21 protein-coding genes are annotated in these 23075 nt (G+C 63.0%); 10 read left to right on the top strand and 11 right to left on the bottom strand.

Features of this window, described 5'->3' with window-relative positions; translation table 11 throughout:
• Positions 1–5 precede the first annotated feature (5 nt).
• A complete protein-coding gene (locus tag FW760_RS00485; RefSeq protein WP_058540424.1) occupies positions 6–440 on the top strand; it encodes a YqaA family protein in 435 nt (144 codons plus the stop codon).
• A 6-nt stretch (positions 441–446) separates the two neighbouring features.
• Here FW760_RS00485 and zapE read toward each other — a convergent pair whose 3' ends face one another.
• From zapE to FW760_RS00470, 3 genes are all read right to left on the bottom strand, one after another.
• Positions 447–1556 carry a cell division protein ZapE gene (gene zapE, locus FW760_RS00480; RefSeq protein ID WP_116053522.1) on the bottom strand — a complete coding sequence of 370 codons (1110 nt, stop codon included), beginning with the start codon at positions 1554–1556 and terminating at the stop codon, positions 447–449.
• Between the two features lie 104 nt (positions 1557–1660).
• Positions 1661–2809: a PQQ-dependent sugar dehydrogenase gene (locus tag FW760_RS00475; RefSeq protein WP_116053519.1), complete on the bottom strand. Its 1149-nt coding sequence runs from the start codon at positions 2807–2809 to the stop codon at positions 1661–1663.
• A gap of 28 nt (positions 2810–2837) precedes the next feature.
• On the bottom strand, positions 2838–3137 hold the full coding sequence (locus FW760_RS00470) for a hypothetical protein (protein ID WP_043861129.1): 300 nt from the start codon (positions 3135–3137) through the stop codon (positions 2838–2840).
• 181 nt (positions 3138–3318) lie between these two features.
• Here FW760_RS00470 and FW760_RS00465 point away from each other — a divergent pair, with 181 nt between their 5' ends.
• Positions 3319–3807 carry an LEA type 2 family protein gene (locus tag FW760_RS00465; protein WP_043861130.1) on the top strand — a complete coding sequence of 163 codons (489 nt, stop codon included), beginning with the start codon at positions 3319–3321 and terminating at the stop codon, positions 3805–3807.
• A 14-nt stretch (positions 3808–3821) separates the two neighbouring features.
• Here the strand turns inward: FW760_RS00465 and FW760_RS00460 are convergent, their stop codons facing one another.
• Positions 3822–4076 (bottom strand): hypothetical protein, encoded by a 255-nt coding sequence (locus FW760_RS00460; protein ID WP_043861131.1) that lies wholly within the window; start codon positions 4074–4076, stop codon positions 3822–3824.
• Between the two features lie 130 nt (positions 4077–4206).
• Between FW760_RS00460 and FW760_RS00455 the strand changes: the two genes are divergently transcribed.
• Positions 4207–4527 carry a DUF883 family protein gene (locus tag FW760_RS00455; RefSeq protein ID WP_043861132.1) on the top strand — a complete coding sequence of 107 codons (321 nt, stop codon included), beginning with the start codon at positions 4207–4209 and terminating at the stop codon, positions 4525–4527.
• Positions 4528–4602: 75 nt separating this feature from the next.
• Here the strand turns inward: FW760_RS00455 and FW760_RS00450 are convergent, their stop codons facing one another.
• Together FW760_RS00450 and FW760_RS00445 are read right to left on the bottom strand one after the other, a co-directional pair.
• Complete coding sequence (locus tag FW760_RS00450) at positions 4603–5229, bottom strand: response regulator transcription factor (protein ID WP_088514900.1); 627 nt, start codon at positions 5227–5229, stop codon at positions 4603–4605.
• A 14-nt stretch (positions 5230–5243) separates the two neighbouring features.
• Positions 5244–7043: a PAS domain-containing sensor histidine kinase gene (locus tag FW760_RS00445; protein WP_043861133.1), complete on the bottom strand. Its 1800-nt coding sequence runs from the start codon at positions 7041–7043 to the stop codon at positions 5244–5246.
• A gap of 198 nt (positions 7044–7241) precedes the next feature.
• On the opposite strand from FW760_RS00445, the gene FW760_RS00440 reads away from it, so the two are divergent.
• The 3 genes from FW760_RS00440 to FW760_RS00430 all read left to right on the top strand — a co-directional run bounded on the left by FW760_RS00440 (position 7242) and on the right by FW760_RS00430 (position 11824).
• Positions 7242–8864 carry an acyl-CoA synthetase gene (locus FW760_RS00440; protein ID WP_116053516.1) on the top strand — a complete coding sequence of 541 codons (1623 nt, stop codon included), beginning with the start codon at positions 7242–7244 and terminating at the stop codon, positions 8862–8864.
• Positions 8865–8893: 29 nt separating this feature from the next.
• Complete coding sequence (locus tag FW760_RS00435) at positions 8894–10663, top strand: acyl-CoA dehydrogenase C-terminal domain-containing protein (protein ID WP_116053513.1); 1770 nt, start codon at positions 8894–8896, stop codon at positions 10661–10663.
• A 156-nt stretch (positions 10664–10819) separates the two neighbouring features.
• On the top strand, positions 10820–11824 hold the full coding sequence (locus tag FW760_RS00430; RefSeq protein WP_058540429.1) for a FecR family protein: 1005 nt from the start codon (positions 10820–10822) through the stop codon (positions 11822–11824).
• A 31-nt stretch (positions 11825–11855) separates the two neighbouring features.
• Here the strand turns inward: FW760_RS00430 and FW760_RS00425 are convergent, their stop codons facing one another.
• Positions 11856–13175 carry a Na+/H+ antiporter family protein gene (locus FW760_RS00425; protein ID WP_054916515.1) on the bottom strand — a complete coding sequence of 440 codons (1320 nt, stop codon included), beginning with the start codon at positions 13173–13175 and terminating at the stop codon, positions 11856–11858.
• Between the two features lie 265 nt (positions 13176–13440).
• Here FW760_RS00425 and FW760_RS00420 point away from each other — a divergent pair, with 265 nt between their 5' ends.
• Positions 13441–15588 carry a methyl-accepting chemotaxis protein gene (locus FW760_RS00420; protein WP_054916516.1) on the top strand — a complete coding sequence of 716 codons (2148 nt, stop codon included), beginning with the start codon at positions 13441–13443 and terminating at the stop codon, positions 15586–15588.
• A gap of 5 nt (positions 15589–15593) precedes the next feature.
• Here the strand turns inward: FW760_RS00420 and FW760_RS00415 are convergent, their stop codons facing one another.
• The 4 genes from FW760_RS00415 to FW760_RS00400 are packed head-to-tail and all read right to left on the bottom strand — an operon-like array spanning position 15594 to position 18203.
• Positions 15594–16916: a sensor histidine kinase gene (locus FW760_RS00415; protein WP_078481102.1), complete on the bottom strand. Its 1323-nt coding sequence runs from the start codon at positions 16914–16916 to the stop codon at positions 15594–15596.
• On the bottom strand, positions 16913–17581 hold the full coding sequence (locus tag FW760_RS00410) for a response regulator transcription factor (RefSeq protein ID WP_043861139.1): 669 nt from the start codon (positions 17579–17581) through the stop codon (positions 16913–16915). The genes FW760_RS00415 and FW760_RS00410 overlap by 4 nt, the downstream gene beginning before the upstream one ends.
• Positions 17581–17895, bottom strand: a complete 315-nt coding sequence (locus tag FW760_RS00405) for a PepSY domain-containing protein (protein WP_043861140.1) — start codon at positions 17893–17895, stop codon at positions 17581–17583. The genes FW760_RS00410 and FW760_RS00405 overlap by 1 nt, the downstream gene beginning before the upstream one ends.
• Complete coding sequence (locus tag FW760_RS00400; RefSeq protein WP_043861141.1) at positions 17895–18203, bottom strand: PepSY domain-containing protein; 309 nt, start codon at positions 18201–18203, stop codon at positions 17895–17897. Before FW760_RS00400 ends, FW760_RS00405 begins: the two co-directional genes overlap by 1 nt.
• Before the next feature lie 156 nt (positions 18204–18359).
• Here FW760_RS00400 and FW760_RS00395 point away from each other — a divergent pair, with 156 nt between their 5' ends.
• The 3 genes from FW760_RS00395 to FW760_RS00385 all read left to right on the top strand — a co-directional run bounded on the left by FW760_RS00395 (position 18360) and on the right by FW760_RS00385 (position 23071).
• A complete protein-coding gene (locus FW760_RS00395) occupies positions 18360–19442 on the top strand; it encodes a patatin-like phospholipase family protein (RefSeq protein WP_043861142.1) in 1083 nt (360 codons plus the stop codon).
• A 234-nt stretch (positions 19443–19676) separates the two neighbouring features.
• A complete protein-coding gene (locus FW760_RS00390) occupies positions 19677–20855 on the top strand; it encodes a tyrosine-type recombinase/integrase (protein ID WP_446443482.1) in 1179 nt (392 codons plus the stop codon).
• Positions 20856–21052: 197 nt separating this feature from the next.
• Positions 21053–23071 (top strand): acyltransferase family protein, encoded by a 2019-nt coding sequence (locus FW760_RS00385; protein ID WP_446443481.1) that lies wholly within the window; start codon positions 21053–21055, stop codon positions 23069–23071.
• The last annotated feature ends 4 nt before the right edge of the window (positions 23072–23075 follow it).

Raw genomic sequence — 23075 nt, 5'->3', positions numbered from 1 at the left:
GCGCCATGCTGAGCGGCTGGGGGCTGTTCCTCAGCGCCTTTGGCGCGGCCACCCTGCTGCCGTTGCAGTCCGAGGCGGTATTGGTCGGGCTGCTGCTGCACGAACCTGATGCCTGGTTGCTGCTGCTGGCGATTGCCACCGCCGGCAATGTACTGGGCTCGGTGGTCAACTGGCTGCTGGGCCGGGGTATCGAGCACTTGCGCGACAAGCGCTGGTTTCCGTTCAGCCAGGCCCAGCTGGACAAGGCCCAGCAGCGCTACCAGCGCTATGGCCAGTGGTCGCTGCTGTTGAGCTGGATGCCGGTGATCGGCGACCCGCTGACGCTGATCGCCGGGATCATGCGCGAGCCATTCTGGCGTTTCATGCTGCTGGTGACCGTGGCCAAGGCCGGGCGTTACCTGGTGCTGGTGCTGCTGACCCTGGGCTGGGTGCACAGCTGAGCGGCTTCAGCAGAAGCGTTGCAGTTGCATCTCGCGCAGCCGGCTGAGGGTGCGGCGGAACGGGAACTCCAGGTAGCCTTCGGTATACAGCGCCTCGAGTGCCACCTCGGCCTCCAGGTACAGCGCCACGCGGCGGTCATAGCATTCATCGACCAGCGCGATGAAGCGCCGCACGCTGTCGTCGTGGATCGACAGCTGCGGCAGTTCGCGATCCCCCGCCACTACCCGCTCGGCGCCGTCCTCGGTGCCACGGGCGATTCTGCCCGGTCGTTGCCGGGCCCCGAGTGCAGGCACCTCGCCCAGCAGAATGACCTTGAAGCGATCACACAGGGCCATGAAGTCCATGGCGGCCAGGGGCTGCTCGCACAGTTCGTTGTAAGTGCACCACACCGCCGAGGTGCTGCGTCGCACCACCTTGACCGTGCGGTAGCCCAGGCTCAGGTCCTCGCGGCTGACCGGTTCACCCGCGCTCGACTGCTCGAACACCTGGGCCAGCGCGCTGGGCTGGCCCGGCTGGCGCACCCAGTAGCGTTGCAGTTCGGCACCGGGATGCAGGCGATGGTCCTGGCCGCCGTCCACCGCCACCACGTGCATGTGCCGCTCGATGGCGGCAATCGCCGGCACGAAGCGTTCGCGATTGAAACCGTCGGCGTAGAGCTGCGCCGGCGGCTGGTTGGAGGTGGCAACGATGACCACGCCGCTGTCGAACAGCACCTGGAACAGGCGACCGAGAATGATGGCGTCACCGATGTCGTTGACGAACAGTTCGTCGAAGCACAGCACGCGGATCTCTTCGGCCAGGCCGTGGGCAAGGGCCTGCAAGGGGTCGGCGGTGCCGTTGAGCTGGAACAGGCGCTGATGCACCCAGCGCATGAAGTGGTGAAAGTGCTGGCGGCGGGCGGGCACCTGCAGGCAGCGGTGGAACTGGTCCATGAGCCAGGTCTTGCCGCGCCCGACCGGGCCCCACAGGTACACCCCACGCGCCACCTCGCCGCGCTCAAGAGCCTCGAAGCAGGCTTGAAGGCAGTCGACGGCATGCTGCTGCGCAGCGTCGGGGACAAAGCCATTGAGTGCGATGGATTGCTGGTACAACGACAGCGGGGTGAGGCTGGACATGCCGGGGGCCTGTGCGGAAAAAGGCCAAGGGTAGCATCAGTGAGGTTTGCGGGGCGTGCTTCGCCTGCAGCAGCCGGCCTTGCCGGCGAAGGACGCGCCGCCGCTTACTGCGTCAGGCCCACCTTCAGCAGCGCACCGTCACTCTCGTCGGTCAGCACATAGAGAAAGCCGTCCGGCCCCATCCGCACATCGCGAATGCGCGCATTCAACTGCCCCAGCAGGCGCTCTTCATGCACCACCTTGTCGCCATCCAGTTGCAGGCGGATCAGCTCCTGGGCGGCCAGCGCGCCGATGAACAGGTTGTGGTCCCAGGCCTTGAAGCGCGGGTTGTCGTAGAACGCCATGCCGCTGATGGCCGGGGACTTCTCCCACACGTGCAGCGGGTCCACCGCGCCCTCGACGCGCTTGCCCTTGGCCTCGGGTATCGGCAGCAGCGAGTAGTTGATGCCGTGCGTCGCCAGGGGCCAGCCGTAGTTCTTGCCCGGCTTGGGAATGTTGATCTCGTCGCCGCCGCGAGGCCCGTGCTCGTTGGTCCACAGTTCGCCTGTCCACGGGTTCAATGCCGCGCCCTGCTGGTTGCGATGGCCATACGACCAGATCTCGGGGCGCACGTTGCTCTGGCCGACAAAGGGGTTGTCCTTGGGCACCTGGCCGTCGGGCAGGATGCGCACCACCTTGCCCTGCAGCTTGTCCAGGTCCTGCGCGGTGGGCCGCTGGTTGTTCTCGCCCAGGGCGATGAACAGGTAGCCGTCGCGGTCGAACACCAGCCGCGAACCGAAGTGGTTGCCGCTGGACAGCTTGGGCTGCTGACGGAAGATCACGTTGAAGTCGTCCAGGCGCAGGTTGTCGCTCGACAGGCGGCCGCGCCCCACGGTAGTACCGGCCGTGTCGCCATCACCCCCGCCTTCGGCATACGAGAGGTAGACCATGCGGTCCTGCTCGAACTGCGGCGACAGCGCCACGTCGAGCAACCCGCCCTGCCCCTTGGCCCACACCTGCGGCACGCCGCTCAACGGCGAACCGACCTTGCCGTCGGCACTGATGATGCGCAGGTTGCCCTGGCGCTCGGTCACCAGCATGCCCTGCCCGTCGGGCAGGAACGCCAGCGCCCATGGGTTCTTCAGCCCCTCGGCCAGGGTACTGACGGTGAGCTGGCCTTCTTCGCTGGGGAAGGTGCGCTCGGGGGCGGCGGTGGCGGTCAGCGGCAACAGCGCCGCAGCGCAGAGGGAGAGTAGCCAGGTACGTGATGACATGCAGGGTTCCTTGCAGTGGGCCAAGCGATCAGGGCGTACGCGTCGATTCGCGCGGCGGGCGGGAGGGGTCCAGGCGCGGCGGCACCTGTTCACGGCGCAGGTTCTGGCCGTTGCCGATGCCGCCATTGTCGAGGGTGGGTGGGCGCGGCAGCGGCTGGGTGGAAGGCCCGCGCGGCGGTGGCGTGGAACGCACGGTGCCCTGCTGGGAATTGGGGTTGGCGCGGCGTACCGGGTCGTTGTAGGGATTGCCCGCGTCGGCGGCCTGAACAGGCATGCCCAGTATCAGGCTCAGTGCTGCGCCGGTCAGTGCCGGCAACCATCGGTTCATCGCGTTCATCTCCTGCACAACGTCAGTGGCCCCAGGCGTTGGATAGCCTACGGCGCGAGAGGTTCGCGACGAAACCCGTTGCCGGGCCGGAGATGATTCAGATTGTTACGCTGCTTGCGCCACTTTCAACCGCGCCGGGCATTTGCCACACTGCAGAGACATTTGTCCGGAGCCAAGCCCCATGCCCTGTTTCCTGCGTCATACCCTGCGTGTCGGCCTGGGCCTGCTGCTGGCCCTGAGCCTGAGCGCCTGCGCGTTGCTGCAGGGGCGCGACCCGTTGACCATCAGCGTGATCGGCATCGAGCCGCTGCCCGGCCAGGACCTGGAAATGCGCATGGCGGTGAAACTGCGGGTGCAGAACCCCAATGAAACGCCCATCGACTACAACGGCGTGGCGCTCAACCTGGAGGTCAATGGCCAGCCGCTGGCAACCGGGGTCAGCGATCAGCACGGCAGCATCGGGCGCTATGACGAAGCGGTACTGAGCATTCCGGTGAGCATCACCGCGTTCTCGATGCTGCGCCAGGCCGTGGGCCTGAGCCGGGTGAGCAACCTGGATGGCATGCCCTATGTGCTGCGCGGCAAGCTGGCCGGGGGCGCCTTCGGCACGATGCGCTTCACCGACAGCGGGCGGCTGGCGCTGCCCAAGCCCACCGATACGGCGTGGTAGCGCTGGGGGGTCGGCTACTTGGCAGCCGCCATCAGCTTGTTGACTTCGCTGCGCACCATGTTGGCGAACTCCGGCGGCGACATGCCGTCGAGCTCGGCGCGCACCCACTCGGCCCATTTGCCCTTGCGCCGCGGCTTCTCGCTGATCAGCCGCGCGGCTTCGGCCTTGGCCTTGCCCAGGTTCGATTGCCAGAGCTCGAACAGTCGCGACTTCTCGTCCTCGATCTGTGCCCGCTCGGCGAAGCTCATGTTGGCCAGATTGAAACTCATGGGGATTCCTGCCACTTGAAAATGGGGGCTATCTTACACTGTAGCCACCGAGCGCCGCCAAGGCGCTGCAACTTTCGGCGCGCTCAGGCATCCATTGATACAGTGACCATCATTCAACGAGGAAGCGTACATGGCCAGGAAAAGCACCCTTAAAGCCGATGCCGAACAAATCAAGGACCAGGCCTTCAGCGAACTGCAGGCGCTGATCGAAGAGTCTGACAAGCTGCTCAAGGACAGCTCCACCCTGGTGGGCGAAGAAGCCGAGACCCTGCGCGCACAGGTGGGCCTCAAGCTCAAGCAGGCCCTGGATGCGGTGGGCGGCGTGCGTGAAAAGGCCAAGCCGGCGGTGGATGCCACCGAGGATTACATTGGCGGCCACCCGTGGCAGACCGTGGCGATTTCGGCCGGCTTCGGGCTGGTGGTCGGGCTGTTGCTGGGACGTCGCTCCTGACACCCAATCGCGGGTCAAGCCCGCTCCCACAGGCTTGCACTGTACCTGTGGGAGCGGGCTTGACCCGCGATGCATTCAACGCAGTTTCAAGGGGTCCACCACCCCACACGCAATCGCCATCCCCACCAGGTCCGGCAGGTGTTCGGCCTGCATGCGCTTCATCACCCGCGAACGGTACAGGTCCACGGTCTTCACGCTGACCTGCAACTGCTCGGCAATCTCCCGATTGGTATAGCCCTGCACCAGGGGCACGAACACGTCGCGCTCACGCGGGGTGAGGCTGTCGATGCGCCCCTGCACTTCATCGCGCTGGCGACTGCTGACCTGAACCCGTGACGAGCGCCCGAGGGCATCCTGCACGCTGTCGAGCAACAACTGGTCGTTGTAGGGCTTCTCGATGAAATCGATGGCCCCGGCCTTGAAGGCGCGTACCACGATCGGCACATCGGCATGCCCGCTGACAAAGATCACCGGCACCTGCACGCCCCGGGCGCGCAAGGCTTCCTGCACGCTCAGCCCACCCATGCCGGGCATGCGCACATCCAGCAGCACGCACGCCGGCAACGCCGCATCGCAGGCCTCCAGAAAAGCCTGGCCACTGGTGAACGGCAGCGCCTGCAGGCCCACCGACTCCAGCAGCCAGACGGTGGAGTCGAGCATGCCCTGGTCGTCGTCGACCACGTAGACCTTCGGTTCCTGCATGGAAATCCCCTTGTTCATGCACTGGCCACCGGCGCCAGCCGACAGCACAAAATCAATCCACCGGTATCACCCGGGTGCGCCTGCAAGGTACCGCCGAACCCTTCGACGATACTGCGGCTCATGCTCAAGCCCAGCCCCAGCCCTTCGGGCTTGCTGGTGGTAAACGGGGTGAAGATGCCGTCCAGCTGCTCGGCGGCCACCCCGGGGCCCTGGTCGGCCACCTGGATACGCAGCCAACCGGCCTGCTGGTCGGCGCTGATCAGCACGCGCGAAGGCGCCCCGGCATGCTGCTCGCGGTTGGCGTCGATGGCGTTGCGCAACAGGTTGAGCAGGACCTGTTCGAGCAAGACACGATCGGCGTATACCGGCGGCAGGTTGTACACCATGTGCTGCTCGATGGTCACCTGGGCCTGCGCCGCCTCCCAGGCACACAGGCGCACGGCCTCGCGCGATACATCGGCCACGTTGAGCGCCTGCAAGCGGCGCGGCTCCTTGCGCAGGAACGAGCGCAGGCGCTTGATCACTTCGGCGGCATGGGTGGCCTGCTCGGTGATGCGCTGCAGGCCCTGGGCGACCCGCCCGGCCGCCTGCGGGTCACGCTCCACCGCCAGCAGGTAGCGCTGACTGGCACTGGCATAGTTGACCACCGCTGCCAGCGGTTGGTTGATCTCGTGGGCGATGCCGGAGGCCAGCTCGCCCAGGGTGACCAGCCGCGCGGTGTGCGCCAGTTCATCCTGGTGCCGGCGCTGCTGGCGTTCACGCAGCTCGCGCTCGGTCATGTCGCGAGCCACCAGCGAGTAGTAGCGCTCGCCACCTGCCGCCCGGTGCGCCAGCAGTACCAGCGACACCGGGAACGGCGCCGAGCCGTTGTAGGGCGCCAGCCGCGCCTCGCATTGCCACACCCCTTCGCGCTCGGCGCAGGCCCAGCCCTCTTCGTCGAGGCGTTGCAGGGCTTCTTCGTCCAGCAGCTCGCGCAGGGGCGGCACGGCCTGCACCTCCAGCAGGCCCAGTGCACGCCGGGCGGAACGGTTGAGGTAGGTGAGCTGGCCGGCGGGGTCGGTGAACAGCACCAGGTCGGTGTTGGCCTCGACCACCTCGGCCAGGCGCCGGCGGTTTTCCTGGGCTTCGATGCGCACGGTGATGTCGCGTGACACGCTGACGATCTCGACCACCGCACCGGTGTAGGTTTCGCGGATGGCGCGGCTGGCGATCTCGAACCACAGGTCGCGGCCATCGCGGTGGCGCACGCGGCAGGTCATGGTCTGGTAGCCGTCCTGCTCCAGCGCCTGGGAGGCCTGCAGCAGCGATTGCTGGCGGTCCTGGGGGTGAAACAGCGACTGCACCGCCACCCCGCGCAGCTCTTCCGGCCAGTAGCCCAGCAGGCGATAGGAGGCCGGCGAAGCATCCAGGAAACACCCGTCGGGGGTATGGCGCGAGATCAGGTCGGTGGTGTTTTCGGTGATCAGGCGGTACAACCGACGTGCCTGGCTGGCCTCGCGCTCGGCCAGGCGCTCAACCGTGGCGTCGCGGCAGCGGGCCAGCACCTGCAGGCCGCCCTCCAGCGGGACGAAGGTCCACAACAGGATACGCTGTTGCACCAGGGCCTCGACCTCGGCAATCGCCCGCTGCTGGTGCAGGCAGGCGCTCACCAGCGCCTTGTAGTTGGCGGGCAGCAGGCTGCCGACGGGCGGCTTGGGCCAGGTGTCGAACAACGCCTGCACCGCCGGGTTGGCGGCCACCACCTGGGCGGCGGCATCGAGCAGCACGGTGGGTTGCGGGTCCTTGTCGAGCAAGGCCGAGGGAGGAAAGGTCACTTGGGGCTCCGGCTTTTTATAGTATTTATACCATATTGCTATAGTCTATCTTCCAAGTAATATGGAGAACAGCGTAAAAATGAAACACCGAAGTCGGTCTGCGTACCGCCTTCCAGAAACCTGATCAGAGCTAACAATCAGCCATCGGAGGTTTCAGCCAGCGCCTGATCGCGGCTGCCTCCTGCACAGGAACCGTTCATGTCGATCTTCTCCCAGGGCCTGCAGCCCGCCCCCGTCAACCATGTCGCCCTTTCCCCGCTGAGTTTCATCGAACGCACGGCTGCGGTCTATGGCGATTACCCGGCGGTGATCCATGGTGCCATCCGCCGCAACTGGCAGGAAACCTACCAGCGCTCCCGCCGCCTGGCCAGCGCCCTGGCCGGCCGCGGCATCGGGCTGGGCGATACGGTGGCGGTGATGCTGCCCAACATTCCGGCCATGCTCGAGGCGCATTTCGGTGTGCCGATGATCGGTGCGGTGCTCAACGCCCTGAACGTGCGCCTGGATGCCGAGGCCATCGCATTCATGCTCGAGCACGGTGAAGCCAAGGTGCTGATCACCGACCGCGAATTCCACAAGGTGATCGAAGCAGCGCTGGGCCTGATGGCCCACCCGCCGCTGGTGATCGATGTGGACGACCCGGAGTACGGCGAGGGCCGCGCCGTCAGCGACCTGGATTACGAAGCCTTCCTGGCCGAGGGCGACCCCGAGTTCGTGTGGCACTGGCCCGAGGACGAGTGGCAGGCGATCTCGTTGAGCTACACCTCCGGCACCACCGGCAACCCCAAGGGGGTGGTCTACCACCACCGCGGCGCCTACCTGAACGCACTGGGCAACCAGATGACCTGGGCCATGGGCAACCACCCGGTGTACCTGTGGACCCTGCCGATGTTCCACTGCAATGGCTGGTGCTACCCGTGGACCGTGACGGCCCTGGCCGGCACCCATGTGTTCCTGCGCCGGGTCGACCCGCAGAAGATCCTGACCCTGATTCGCGACCACCAGGTCACCCACCTGTGCGGCGCACCGATCGTGCTCAATGCGCTGATCAACATGCCCGACTCGGCCAAGGCCGCCATCGACCACCCCGTGAACGCGATGGTGGCCGGGGCGGCGCCACCCGCCAAGGTGATCGGCGCGGTGGAGGAAATGGGCATCAAGGTGACCCACGTCTACGGCCTGACCGAGGTCTACGGCCCGGTGACGGTGTGTGCCTGGCATGCCGAATGGGACGCGCAGCCGCTGGAGGAGCGGGCCCGCATCAAGTCGCGCCAGGGCGTGCGCTACCCTACCCTCGAGGGGCTGATGGTGGCCGACCCGCAAACGCTTGAGCCGGTGGCCCGCGACGGCAACACGCTGGGCGAGATCTTCATGCGCGGCAACACCGTGATGAAGGGCTACCTGAAGAACCCCGAGGCCACCGCCGAAGCCTTCCGAGGCGGCTGGTTCCACACCGGCGACCTGGCAGTGTGGCATGCCGACGGCTATGTGGAGATCAAGGACCGGCTCAAGGACATCATCATTTCCGGGGGCGAGAACATCTCGACCATCGAGGTCGAAGACACGCTGTACCGCCACCCGGCCGTGCTCGAGGCTGCGGTGGTCGCCCGCCCGGATGAAAAATGGGGCGAAACCCCCTGTGCCTACGTCACCCTCAAGGCCGGTTTCGAAGGTACCCGCGAGGCGGACATCATCGCCTTCTGCCGCGAGCATCTGGCCGGCTTCAAGCTGCCCAAGACCGTGGTGTTCAGCGAACTGCCGAAAACCTCCACGGGCAAGATCCAGAAGTACCTGTTGCGCGACTGGGCCAAGGCGCTCTGACCTTTTTTCACCTTTATTCGGAAACCGTTATGCCTGAGTTCAATGCACCGCTGCGCGACATGCGTTTTGTTCTTCACGAAGTGTTCCAGGGCCCGGCCCTGTGGGCACGCCTGCCGGCGCTGGCGGCCAGCGTCGACGCGGATACCGCCGATGCGATACTGGAAGAGGCGGCCAAGATCACCGGCCAGCTGATTGCGCCGCTCAACCGCAGCGGCGATGAGGAAGGCGTGCACTTTGCGCAGGGTCGGGTCACCACTGCGCAGGGGTTCGTGCAGGCCTGGGAGACCTACCGCGAAGGCGGCTGGGTCGGGCTGGCGGGCAACCCCGAGTACGGCGGCCTGGGCATGCCCAAGATGCTCGCGGTGCAGTTCGAGGAGATGCTCTACGCCGCCAACTGCAGCTTCAGCCTGTATTCGGCGCTGAGCGCCGGCTGCTGCCTGGCCATCGACGCGCACGCCAGCGAGGCATTGAAGGCCACCTACCTGCCGGCGCTGTACAGCGGGCAGTGGGCCGGCACCATGTGCCTGACCGAACCGCATGCAGGTACCGACCTGGGGATCATCCGCAGCAAGGCCGAACCCCAGGCCGATGGCAGCTACCGGGTCAGCGGCACCAAGATCTTCATCACCGGCGGCGACCAGGACCTGACCGAGAACATCGTGCACCTGGTGCTGGCCAAGCTGCCCGACGCGCCGGCCGGGCCCAAGGGCATCTCGCTGTTTCTGGTGCCCAAGCGCCTGGTGGGCGAGGACGGCAGCCTGGGTGAAACCAACGCGGTGAGCTGTGGATCGATCGAGCACAAGATGGGCATCAAGGCCTCGGCCACCTGCGTGATGAACTTCGATGGCGCCGTGGGCTACCTGGTGGGCGAACCCAACCGCGGCCTGGCGGCGATGTTCACCATGATGAACTACGAGCGCCTGTCCATCGGCATCCAGGGCATCGGCTGCGCCGAGGCGTCGTACCAGAACGCCGCACGCTACGCCCGGGACCGCCTGCAAAGCCGCGCCGCCACCGGGCCGCTGGCCAGCGACAAGGTGGCCGACCCGATCATCGTGCATGCCGATGTACGGCGCATGCTGCTGAGCATGCGCGCCCTGACCGAAGGCGGCCGGGCGTTCGCCACCTATGTCGGCCTGCAGCTGGATATCGCCAAGTACGCCGAGCAGCCGGAGGAGCGCGAGGCCGCGCAGCGCCTGGTGGCCTTGCTGACACCGGTGGCCAAGGCGTTTTTCACCGACATGGGCCTGGAAAGCTGCGTACTGGGCCAGCAGGTGTTCGGCGGGCATGGCTACATTCGCGAATGGGGCCAGGAACAGCTGGTGCGCGATGTTCGCATCGCGCAGATCTACGAAGGCACCAACGGCATCCAGGCGCTGGACCTGCTGGGGCGCAAGGTGGTGGCCGATGGCGGACAGTCGCTGGCGCTGTTCGCCAACGAGATCCGCAGCTTCTGTGAAACCCGTCCGCCCCTGTGCGAACCGCTGCTGCATGCCCTGGCGCAGCTGGAAAGCGTGAGCCAGTGGGTACGCGAGCAGGCCACCGGTGATGCCAACGCGGTGGGCGCGGCGTCGGTGGAGTACCTGCACCTGTTCGGCTATGTGGCCTACGCCTACATGTGGTCGCGCATGGCGGCCACTGCCCGCGAACGGCGCGAGCAGGAGCCGGCGTTCTACGAGGCCAAGCTGGCCACGGCTACCTTCTACGTCGAGCGTCTGCTGCCCAGGGTACTGTCGTTGCAGGCCAGCATCCGCGCAGGCAGTGCGCCGCTGTACCAGTTGCCAGCCGAGCTGTTCTGAGCCGCGCAACGCTCCAGGCGGGTGCTTAAACGATAAAAACCACGCATTTGCGTGGTTTTTCGTTCAAATATTTCTTACAACTGATAGTCATTCACGATGAACTCGGTTCTCGTTGGCCACCTGCCAAGGGTAGAATGGCCAAAACCGGGAGTATCAATGAACCAAACCAGCCTCAGCGCAGCCGAACTTGATGCCATCACCGATGCCGCTGCGCACTGGTGCATGCGCCTGCATGCTGAGGACTGCAGTGAACAGGAACGTGCCGCCTGCGCGCAATGGCGCGCAGCCGACCCACTGCACGAGCAGGAATTCCAGGCCATGCAGGAGATCTGGCAGACCGCCGACCACCTGCCCCGCCCTGCTGCCCCGGTAATCAATCTGTCAGCCAGGCCACGCGGGCGCGCCCTGCGTCGGCTGGCCTCGGCTGCGGCCGTGGCGCTGGTGGCGCTGCCGATTGGCGCCTGGGTGGGCTGGGAACAGGGCTGGCTGCCCAACAGCTATGAGCGCGTTGAAAGCGGCAATGCCATCGCCCGCGCGGTGCTGCCGGATGGCAGCGAGGTGGAGTTGAACCTCAACACCACCCTGCGCTACGCCAACTACAAGGACGAACGACGGGTGACGCTGGTCAACGGCGAGGCCTTCTTCAAGGTGCAGCACGATACCCAGCACCCGTTCGTGGTGCGTGCCGGCAAGGGCCAGACCCGGGTGACCGGTACCCAGTTCAACGTTTGGAAGTATCAGGACCAGGTGAAGGTCACCCTGGTGGAAGGTTCGGTGCTGGTCAGCAGCAACAGCAGCGACCCGGACAGCGGCTATCGCCTGGGCCCCGGCATGCAGGCCAGCTACCGTCGCGGCGACTACGAGCCGGCCCTCAGCCAGACCTATGCCCACGACACCAGCCTGGCCTGGCGCGGCGGCAAGCTGATCCTCGACAATCTGCCACTGGACCAGGCCCTGCCGCTGATCAACCGCTACCTGGAAACGCCGTTGCTGCTGGCGGACGCCAGTACCGGCAGCATCCGCATCAGCGGCATCTACAACACCACCGAGGTCAATCGCCTGGTGAGCAACATGCCCAAGGTGCTGCCGGTGTACCTGACGCGCAACAAGAACGGCGATACGGTGCTCAACCGCATCTCGCCGCCCCCGCGAAAAAGCTGAGCCTCGCGCCCAGCTCCTGCGCCCTGGCGCGCTACAGCACCATCGCCGCTACCCAGCCGAACGCCAGCAACGGCAGGTTGTAATGCAGGAAGGTCGGCACCACCGTGTCCCAGATGTGATGGTGCTGGCCGTCGACGTTCAGGCCCGAGGTCGGGCCCAGGGTGGAGTCCGACGCCGGTGAGCCGGCATCACCCAACGCGCCGGCAGTGCCGACGATGCACACGGTGGCCAGCGGGTCGAAGCCCAGTTGCACGCACAGCGGCACGAAGATCGCCGCCAGGATCGGCACCGTGGAGAACGACGAACCGATACCCATGGTCACCAGCAGGCCCACCAGCAGCATCAGCAGCGCCCCGACCGCCTTGCTGTGGTCGATCCAGCCGGCCGAGGCCTCCACCAGGGTCTTCACTTCGCCGGTGGCCTTCATGACCTCGGCAAAGCCGGACGCGGCAATCATGATGAAGCCGATCATGGCCATCATCTTCATGCCTTCGGTGAACAGGTCATCGGTGTCCTTCCAGCGCACGATGCCCGACAGCGAGAAGATCAGAAAGCCCGCCATCGCACCGATGATCATCGAGTCCAGCCACAGCTGGATGATGAACGCCGCGGCGATCGCACAGCCGGCCACCATCAGCGTCAACGGGTTGTAGCTGACGGCCACCTGCTCGACCTGCTCGATCTTTGCCACGTCGTACACGCGCTTTTTGCGGTAGCTGAAGAACACCGCCAGCAGCAACCCGAACAGCATGCCCGCCGCCGGTATCGCCATGGCCTGGGTCACGTTGACGCCGCTGACGTCCACCCCGCTACGGCTGACGTTGGCCAGCAGGATCTGATTGAGGAAGATGTTGCCGAACCCCACTGGCAGGAACATGTAGGGGGTGATCAGGCCGAAGGTCATCACGCAGGCCACCAGGCGCCGATCGATCTGCAGGCGAGTCAGCACGTACAGCAGCGGCGGCACCAGCAGCGGAATGAAGGCGATATGAATGGGCAGGATGTTCTGCGACGAGATCGCCACCACCAGCAACAGGCCGATCAGCAGCCACTTGATCTTGCCGCCTTCGGCATTGCGCTGACCATGGAACATCGACAGGGCGCGATCGGCCAGCGCATGGGCCAGCCCGGACTTGGCGATGGCCACGGCGAATGCGCCCAGCAGCGCATACGACAATGCCACCGTGGCGCCGCCACCCAGGCCGCCGTTGAACGCCTTGAGCGTGCCTTCGATACCCAGGCCGCCCACCAGGCCGCCGGCGAGCGCGCCGATGATGAGGGCGATGACCACGTGCACACGGGCCAGGCTCAATATCAGCATGATGCCGACCGCGGCAATTACTGCATTCATTTCATGACCTCTAGAAACCAGACAAAGCTTGCGCTGCGGCGACAGACTGCGAGCGCAGTGGCCGAACGACAGGTGTTTTTATGGGAGGGCGCACACTCTGAAGCAGCACCCGCCACTTGTCAAAGTACGGGGCTAGACGGCTGCACGCGGGTCGCATGCATGACTGAAAACGACGCATTTCAATTGAACGTTTGAATAAAGAAAAACTGCGCCTGGCCGTTACAGTCGTCAGCCTCAATCTTTTTTTGGATCAAAGGACTTCGTCATGTCGTCGAGACAACTTTCCATCCAGTGGAAAATCACCCTGCTGGCCGGGCTCTGCCTGGCCAGCATCGTTACGCTGCTGGTGGGCCTTTCGCTGTACCGCATGGAGCACAACTCCGAGCTGGTCAAGGCCAGCAGCATGCAGATGCTGACCGAAGCGGCCCAGTCGCGTATCGAGTCCCAGGGCGAAGTCCAGGCCTTGAGCATCCGCCGCCAGTTCATGGATGCCTACCAGTACGGTGCAGGCTTTGCGCGCCAGGTGCTGTTTTTGCGCGAGCAGGCCGAAAAGCGCTTTCTGGACGCCTTCGACCTGCGCGAGGACATGACCCGCCAGGTGCGCGCCGCGCTGCAGGCCAACCCCGACCTGCTGGGGCTGTCGCTGGTGTTCGAGCCCAACGCCCTGGACAACAAGGATGCCCTGTTCGCCAACCAGGCCGAGCTGGGCAGCAACGAGGCCGGCCGCTTTGCCCTGTACTGGTCGCAGCCCACGCCCGGCAAGCTGACCTCGATGGCGCTGCCCGAAAAGGACATGACCGACACCAGCATCGGCCCCAGCGGCGAGCCGGCCAACACCTGGTCGGTGTGCCCGCGTACCACGCGCAAGACCTGCGTGATCGAACCCTACTTCTATGACATCGCCGGTCAGCGGGTGCTGATGACCAGCATCGTGTTCCCGCTGATCGTGGCCGACAAGGTGGTCGCCACCCTGTCGATCGACATCAACCTGAACAGCCTGCAGGCGCTGAGCCAGCAGGCCAGCCAGAACCTGTACCAGGGCCAGACCCGCATCGGCATCATCAGCCCGGTCGGCCTGCTGGCCGGCTACAGCCCGGATGCGGGCAAGCTGGCGCAACGCTTCGACCAGGTCGACAGCACCAGCGGCAAGGAACTGATAGGCCTGCTGAGCAGCGGCACGCCCCTGCAGAGCCTCCACAAGGACGAGCGCCTGAAGGTGCTGGCATCGTTTGCACCGATTCCGGGGGGCAAGCCCTGGGGCGTGCTGCTGGATGTGCCGCAAAGCGCCCTGACCGGCCCGGCCGAGACCCTCAAGAACGAGCTCGACCAGCGCAATACCAGTGGCACCCTGATCGAGCTGGGCCTGGGTGTGCTGGCCGCGATCGTGGGGCTGCTGCTGATCTGGGTGATGGCGCGCAGTGTGACCCGCCCCATCCTGGGCGTGGCCGCCATGCTCAAGGACATCGCCAGCGGCGAAGGCGACCTGACCCGCCGCCTGAACTACGACAAGCGCGACGAGCTGGGGGAACTGGCCGGCTGGTTCAACCGCTTCCTCGACAAGCTGCAGCCGATCATCGCCGAGGTCAAACGCTCGGTGCAGGCGGCGCGCGACACCGCCGACCAGTCTTCGGCGATTGCCTCGCAGACCAGCGCCGGCATGGAGCAGCAGTACCGTCAGGTCGACCAGGTGGCCACGGCGTCCCACGAAATGAGCGCCACCGCCCAGGATGTGGCGCGCAGTGCTGCGCAAGCGGCCCAGGCGGCGCGTGACGCCGACCAGGCGACCCGTCAGGGCCTGGCGGTGATCGACCGCACCACCACCAGCATCGATACCCTGGCAGCCGACATGAACACCGCCATGGCCCAGGTCGAAGGCCTTGCCGACAACAGCGAGAAGATCGGTTCGGTACTGGAAGTGATCCGCTCCATCGCCGAGCAGACCAACCTGCTGGCGCTCAATGCCGCCATCGAGGCGGCCCGTGCCGGGGAAGCCGGGCGCGGCTTTGCGGTGGTCGCCGACGAGGTGCGCAACCTGGCCCGACGCACCCAGGAGTCGGTGGAGGAGACCCGTCAGGTGATCGAGCAACTGCAGGCCGGCACCCGCGAGGTGGTGGGCGCCATGGACAGCAGCCACCGCCAGGCCCAGGGTAGCGTCGACCAGGTCGGTCAGGCCGTGACTGCGCTGCGCCAGATCGGCGAGGCCGTCACCGTGATCAGCGACATGAACCTGCAGATTGCCAGTGCCGCCGAAGAGCAGAGCGCGGTGGCCGAGGAAATCAACAACAACGTGGCGACCATTCGCGATGTGACCGAGTCACTCTCGGAGCAGGCCAATGAGTCGGCGCGGGTCAGCCAGTCGCTGAACAGCCTGGCCAACCAGCAGCAGGGGCTGATGGACCAGTTCCGCGTCTGATGGTGTTATCGGGCTACCCTGCGGGGTAGCTCGATGCTCACCCGCAGCCCGCCCAGCGGGCTTTCCAGCAACCTCATCTGCCCACCCCAGGCTTCGGCGATATCGCGAACGATGCCCAGGCCAAGCCCATGGCCATCGACCTGTTCGTCGAGCCGCGCACCGCGCTCCAGCACCCCGGCCCTGGCATTTTCGGGGATGCCCGGGCCATCATCGTCCACCCACAAGCGATACACCCCGCCCTCTTGCTCGATGCTCAGGCAGACCTCGCTGTCGGCCCACTTGCAGGCGTTGTCCAGCAGGTTGCCCAGCAGCTCGAGCAGGTCTTCGCGGTCCCAGGGCAAGGACAGCCCATCGGGCACCTGATGGCGGATGAGCAGGTGATCGCCGTGAATCATGCCCAGGGTCGATAGCAGGCCCGGCAGTTCGGTGGCGCAATCGAAATGCGCCCCCGGCAGGGCATCGCCGGCCAGCCGGGCGCGATTGAGTTCGCGGCTCAGGCGTTGCTGGATCTGCTCCAGCTGAGCCTGCAACTGGGCGCGAACCTCGGGCAGGTCGTTCAGGCGCTCGCTCGACGCCAGGCTCATCAGCACCGCCAGGGGGGTCTTCAGGGCATGCCCCAGGTTACCCAGCGCGTTGCGTGAACGTCTGAGGCTGTCTTCGGTGTGTGCCAGCAGGTGGTTGATCTGCGCCACCAGGGGCTCGAGTTCGACAGGCACCTCACTGTCGAGCTGCGAGCGCTTGCCCTGCTGCAGTTGGGCGATCTGTTCGCGCGTGCGTTCCAGTGGGCGCAGGGAGCGTGTGACCGTGATGCGTTGCAGCACCAGAATCAACAGCAGCGCCACCAGCCCCAGGCCAAGGCCGAGCTGCTGCATGCGCCGGAAGCCGTCGCGCACGGGGGTATAGTCCTGCGCCACGCTGATCGAGATCGCCTGGCCCAGGCGCCGGTAGTCGGCACGCAGCACCAGCAGTTGCTGGCCAGCCGGGCCCAGCTCCAGGCCCGCGTGCAGGCCGGGAGTTGGCGGACGGGGCATGTCCATGTCCCAGAGCGAGCGGGAACGCCAACTGCCCCCTTCGAAATCGATACGGAAGTAGTAGCCGGAAAACGGCCGCTGGTACGCCGACGACAGGCGTCGCTCGTCCAGTTCGAGGCCGCTGTGGCCGCGCACCAGCGCCACCAGCAGGTTTTCGCTTTCCTTGCGCAACCCCGTCTCCAGGTAGCGCTGCAACCCGACCTCGAACAGCCACAGGCTGATCTGCGCCAGGGCCAGGCCGACCACCACCAGTACACCGACCAGCCCCAGGCTCAGGCGCGCCTGGATCGACTTCACTCGACCACTCCGCCAAAGCGATAGCCCTGGCCGCGATGGGTTTCGATCACGCTGCGCCCCAGCTTGCGGCGCAGGTGGTTGACGTGTACTTCGAGCACATTCGAGTCGCGTTCGGTTTCGCCGTTGTAGAGGTGCTCGGCCAGGTGGCTTTTGGAAAGGATCTGCTGCGGGTGCAACATGAAGTAGCGCAGCAGGCGAAACTCGGCGGCGGTCAGTTGCACGTCCTGTCCGTCGCGGCTCACGCACTGGCGGCCTTCGTCCAGGTGCAGGCCGGCGGCCTGCAGGGTCGGCTGGTTGGCCAGGCCACGGGCGCGGCGCAGCAGCGACTGGATGCGCAGTTGCAGCTCTTCGGGGTGAAAGGGTTTGCTCAGGTAATCGTCGGCACCGGCCTTGAGGCCCTCGATGCGCTCGGCCCAGGAACCCCGTGCGGTCAGGATCAGCACCGGGGTCGACAGCCCGCCGGCGCGCCATTGGGCCAGCACCTCGAGGCCGGGCAGGCCGGGCAGCCCCAGGTCCAGGATAATCAGGTCATAGGGCTCGCTGCTACCCTGGTACACCGCATCTCGGCCGTCGGCCAGCCAGTCGATGGCGTAGCCCTGGCGCTGCAGGCTCTGGGTGAGTTCATCGGCCAGCGGGACGTTGTCCTCGACCAGTAACAGGCGCATCAGTCATCTTCCTCATCTTTGATCAGCACACCCGTGCGTGCATCGAACTTGATTTCACGCACGACCCCTTGCGGGGTGACCAGCTCGACTTCGTACTCGTAGCGGTTGTGCTTCTCTTCCAGCTCCGCCTCAAGCAACTTCGCCCCGGGGTAACGCCCCAGGGCGGAGTTCAACAGTTGCTCCAGCGGCAGGATGATGCCCTTCTGACGTAGCTCCAGGGCTTCATCCTGATCGAGGTCGCGGGCCAGGGCCGGCGTACAGAAGACCAGCAATGCGAGGAACAGCCACGGTGCCGTTCGCTTGCGTGCAGTCATCAGGTGTCCTTGGCGTCCTTGAGTACTTCACCGGTCTTGGCATCAAGGTCCACGTCCCATTCGACGTTCTGCGCGTCACGCAGTTCGACCTTGTACACATAACGGCCGTACACGTCCTCGAGCTCGGAGTCCTTGATGGTGGCACCCGGATGCTTGGCCAGCGCTTTTGCGTTGAGGTCATCCAGCGACAGGATGGTCTTGGCCTGGACCAGCTGCACGACTTCATTGGTGGGGATGTCTTTAGCCAGCGCAACGTTGGCGCTCAGGGCAAGGGCGGCGGTGGCGAACAGGGCAGTCAATGTTTTCATCGTGTCTCTCCATTTAGGATCAATCTTGCTTACGGGTTCAGAATACCGAACCGAACTTAACTGAAACTGAAAACAACTGGCGCCATGATAGCTCAGGCGCGCCCCTGTTCCGTCCACGCTTCTCTATAATCGTTGATCCAGGACAACGAGGCCCTTATGAGCTCAATCCAGATCAAGTTTCCAGCGCTGACACTCAAGGCCGGCACGCGGGCGTTTGCCCATGTACACGAACGCGGTCTGCAGGCTGCAGACGTGGGGGTGCTACCGGGCGCTGCAGGCGGCCCCAAGGCGCTGGGTATCCAGGGTATCGACCTGGCGCTGTTCGGCCAGTGGCTGCCCACAGCACCGCGCGCGCGCTCGCTGATCGGGGCATCGATCGGCTCCTGGCGCTTCGCCAGTGCCTGCCTGCCCGACCCCGCCCAGGCCCTGCTGCGCCTGGGCCATCTGTATACCGAGCAGGATTTCGCCAAGGGCGTGACCCAGGCCCAGGTCAGCCAGAGCTGTCGTCGCATGCTCGATGACCTACTGGAGGGCCAGGATGCTCGCATTCTCGACAACCCCCACTATCGGCTCAACATCATGCTGGTCAGAAGCCACGGCCTGCTTCAGCACGATCATCGAGGCCGACTGGGCGTAGGCCTGTCGTCGGTGATTGCCGACAACCTCGTGAGCCGTTCGCGGCTGGCCCGGCACTTCGAACGCGTGATCCTGCATGACGCACGCTGCGCACCGCCGTTGAACCCCCTCACGGACTTCCCTTCGCGCTGCCTGCCGCTGGCGGTCGACAACCTGCGTCATGCCCTGCTCGCTTCAGGCTCCATTCCCATGGTGATGGAAGGCGTGCGGGACATTCCGGGGGTCGGGGCGGGCACCTACCGGGATGGTGGCTTGCTCGACTATCACCTCGACCTGCCCTACAGCGGCGAGGACATCGTGCTTTACCCTCACTTCACCCACAAGGTGGTGCCGGGGTGGTTCGACAAGGCCCTGCCCTGGCGGCGCAGCAATGCGCAATACCTGCAGAACGTGCTGTTGCTGGCACCCTCGCCGCAGTACCTGGCCCGCCTGCCCTACGGCAAGCTGCCGGATCGCAGCGACTTCAAGCGCTTCATGGGCGATGCCGGTAACCGCCAACGTTACTGGCGTACCGCCATGAGCGAAAGCCAGCGGCTGGGCGACGAGTTCCTGGAACTGGTGGAAACCGGCAAGCTGCACCAGCATCTGCAACCGTTGAAGTAGGCTTGCTGTTAAGCTGCCGGTCAGCATTGGTTTTCAGAGTTCTAAGATACCGTGGAAATTTTCAAAGATTCCACAGTGGATTCCCGCCGAAAACCGAGCGATACCATAAACAGCCATGACGCCCTAAAACAGGCGTCATTGGCGTATCGCCGCGTACCACTCTGTACCTTCCCAATCTCGAAAACCTAGTACATCATCCAGTACATCCAACTACCACCAAGAGGCAATGTACTAGTGGCGCTCACTGACACCGCGGCCAGGCAGGCCAAGTCCCGGGAAAAGGGCTACACCCTTGCGGACTCGCTAGGGCTCACGCTGTACATCGCCGATACGGGGGTAAAGAGCTGGCATTTCAGGTTCACGTGGCTTGGCAAGCAGGCCAGGATTTCGCTTGGGACTTACCCAGAGATTGGCTTGAAGGAGGCGCGCGCGCGGCGGGATGAAGCGCGGGAGGATGTTGCGCAAGGCAAAGACCCACGCGAATCAAGGCGGGTGAAGAAGACAGAGCGCCTCGGCGCTCAGGAGAGGACATTCCGCCGAGTCTATGACGAGTGGCTGGAATTCAGGAAGGGAAGCCTGACCGAGTCGACGATCAAGATTATTTCGAATGCGATGGAGCTGGATGTACTGCCGGCCTTTGGCCTGCGACAGATTGATTCCATCAAGCGATCAGACGTGATCACGCTGATTCGCAGGATTGAGCGCCGAGGATCGTTGACCACCTCAGTCAAGACCAGGCAATGGATGGGTCAGGTGTTCCGGTACGCGATTGCAACCGGCATGATCGAGAACAACCCCACGGCGGAAATGCACACTGTCACTGAGAAGATGGCGCCGCATAAACACCGGCCGTTCCTGGCTTTCTCCGAAATGCCCGCCATCATCAAGGCCATCGAGGAAAGTCAGTCAGGCCTGCAGCTGCAATGCGCCACCAAGCTGCTCATCCTTACGGCTTGCCGTCCGGCAGAGGTGCGCAAGGCCGAATGGGCGGAAATCGATCTGGACACCGCGACCTGGTCCATCCCTGCCAGCAAGATGAAGATGCGCCGCGACCACGTGGTACCGCTATCGCGGCAGGCCGTGGAGATACTACGCTCGATGCTGCCGATATCCGGCGGCATGAAGTACGTGTTCCAGAACCGGTCAGATGCCGTCCGCCCAATCGGCATTAACTATGCCGTCAACCTGCTGGACCGCTGCGGATATACCGGCCGGCAGTCGCCGCATGGATTCCGGCACCTCTTCTCCACCGAGATGAACACCCGCGGCTACAACAAGGACTGGATCGAGCGGCAGCTGGCCCACGCTGACAGCAGCGCAATCCGCGACGTGTACAACCACGCCACATATATAGAGCAGCGCCGCGACATGATGCAGGCCTGGGCAGACATGGTGCTTCCCTTCACTACTTGAACTGTCATTAGCTAACCACTAGGCCTTTCGCCTAGCAAGAGCTAGCCCGGATATGCGAAGTCGCTCAAGGGTTTCTTCGCGGTCTCCCACCACTCGAAAGAGACATCTTGACGGCTGCAAAAAAAACCTACGCTCTGTAGACTCTACGCTCTGTTAAATTGACGATGGCTATCGTCTTCTGCTTATGGATATTTTAAGTGGGCTCTCCTCAGCACTCCATGAATACTTTTAATTTCAGGCGCGATATTAATGGGCTTCGCTCTTGGGCCGTTATTGCTGTGATCCTGTATCACTTTGGGATTCCTGGATTCGGCGGTGGCTACGTCGGAGTAGATGTGTTTTTTGTGATCTCTGGTTATTTAATGACTGGAATTATCGCAGCCGGCCTAAATGATAAAGCCGGGAGCTTTTCATTGCCGTCATTCTATATAGCCAGAGCTAAACGACTGCTGCCGGCGCTTGCGGCACTGTGTAGCGTGCTGCTACTGCTTGGATGGTTCTATCTCCCGCAGGCAGATTACAACACACTAACAACACACATTCTTAGCGCAATTGGATTTTATTCAAATTTCCAATTTCTATCGGAAGCAGGGTATTTTGACGCAGCATCTTATGACAAATTGCTGCTCCATACTTGGTCACTTTCGGTTGAATGGCAATTCTACCTAATCCTCCCAATAATATTAAAGATTGTATGGAGAATTAGCCCGCGCCAACGATCGCTCGCTACAAGCATACTATTGCTGTCAATGTCATCGCTAGCCATTTGCATATATACATCTGAAGTTGATAGATCTTCTGCCTTTTATCTTTTCCATACTCGCGCCTGGGAGATGCTGGCTGGCGGTTTAGTATTTTTTATGCGTAGAAAAGACCCAACATCAGAAATTAACGGTAGATTATTAGAAGCATCGGGCGCAGTTCTTATAATACTGTCGATGACTTTTTTTGATTCCACAACAAATTGGCCAAGCTGGAGAGCTTTGGCTCCAGTCATCGGCACTATGCTCATCATTGCGGCGGCTAGACAGGATTCGGTACTAACTGATTCCAGGCCAGCCCAATGGATTGGTGATTGCTCTTACTCGCTCTACCTATGGCATTGGCCCATCGTGGCCACAATGGCATCCTTTGAGCTGCTAGGAAACCCCATCGCCATTGTTGCCGGCCTAATATTAACTTTTTTTATCGGCCGCCTGTCTTACACCCACATAGAGAAAGGAGCCAGAAGAAAAACAGTAAATTCATCAACAACCAAATCACTTTCATTAATCTTAATTGCACTTATTGCAATAGCAGCTCCTAGCTTGATAATCAAACACCTGGAAGGAGCTCCGAACAGAAGCTTTGCAACGAAAGTAGGTTTAATATTAGAGCAAGCAGAAAATAAAAACCCCAGACTGGAAGAATGCAGAACACCAGGTAGACAGCCATTTACAAAGTGTCATTATGGCGGAGAAAATCTTGGCGTAATTGTTTTAGGTGACAGTCATGTCCCACCGATAATACGTGCTATTGAAAAATCACTACCAAAAGAGCTATACGCCCTAGACTTAAGCATCTCAGGATGTCTAACAATAAGGAATATAAATATTGTCACTGCCCCTAAGTCGCGGTGCTCAGAGCTTATAGAAAACGCGTTAGATATATCAAAAGCAGCGCCACATGACATTCCGATAGTGATAATAAATAGAGCTAGCGCCTATATTTTCGGCCCAAACGAGCCCGACAGGAAGGCAGAAATAGAGCAGCCCGCCGTATATGTAACAAAAATGTATAGCGAACGAACACAGGAATACCTTGATGAGATTCGAGAAGGAATTATAAGCACTGCGTGTGAGTTCGCAAAAAATAGAACGGTTTACATGATGAAGCCGATTCCCGAAATGAAACTAGACGTACCAAAAACAATGGCACGACGAGCAATGATACCTGGGAAAGAAACAGACATATTTATAAGCATCGATGAGTACAAGGAACGAAATGCTTTTGTGCTCAATGCGCAAGAGGAAGCGCGAGACAGGTGCGGGATTGTAATTCTCGACCCCACGCCATACCTATGCGATAAAGGTCGCTGCTCCGGCTCTAAAGATGAGCTCCCTATCTACTTTGATGATGATCATTTAAATGAGCGCGGAGCAGATCAAATAGTGCCAATGTTCAGATCAATGATGACCCCATCTGCATTACCTGGCGCAAAGATCTCAAAAGAGTAATGCA

This window comes from Pseudomonas sp. 1176_21 (assembly GCF_052850635.1).
The sequence above is the reverse complement of the archived record's forward strand: the minus strand, read 5'-3'. Positions and strand labels throughout refer to the sequence as shown.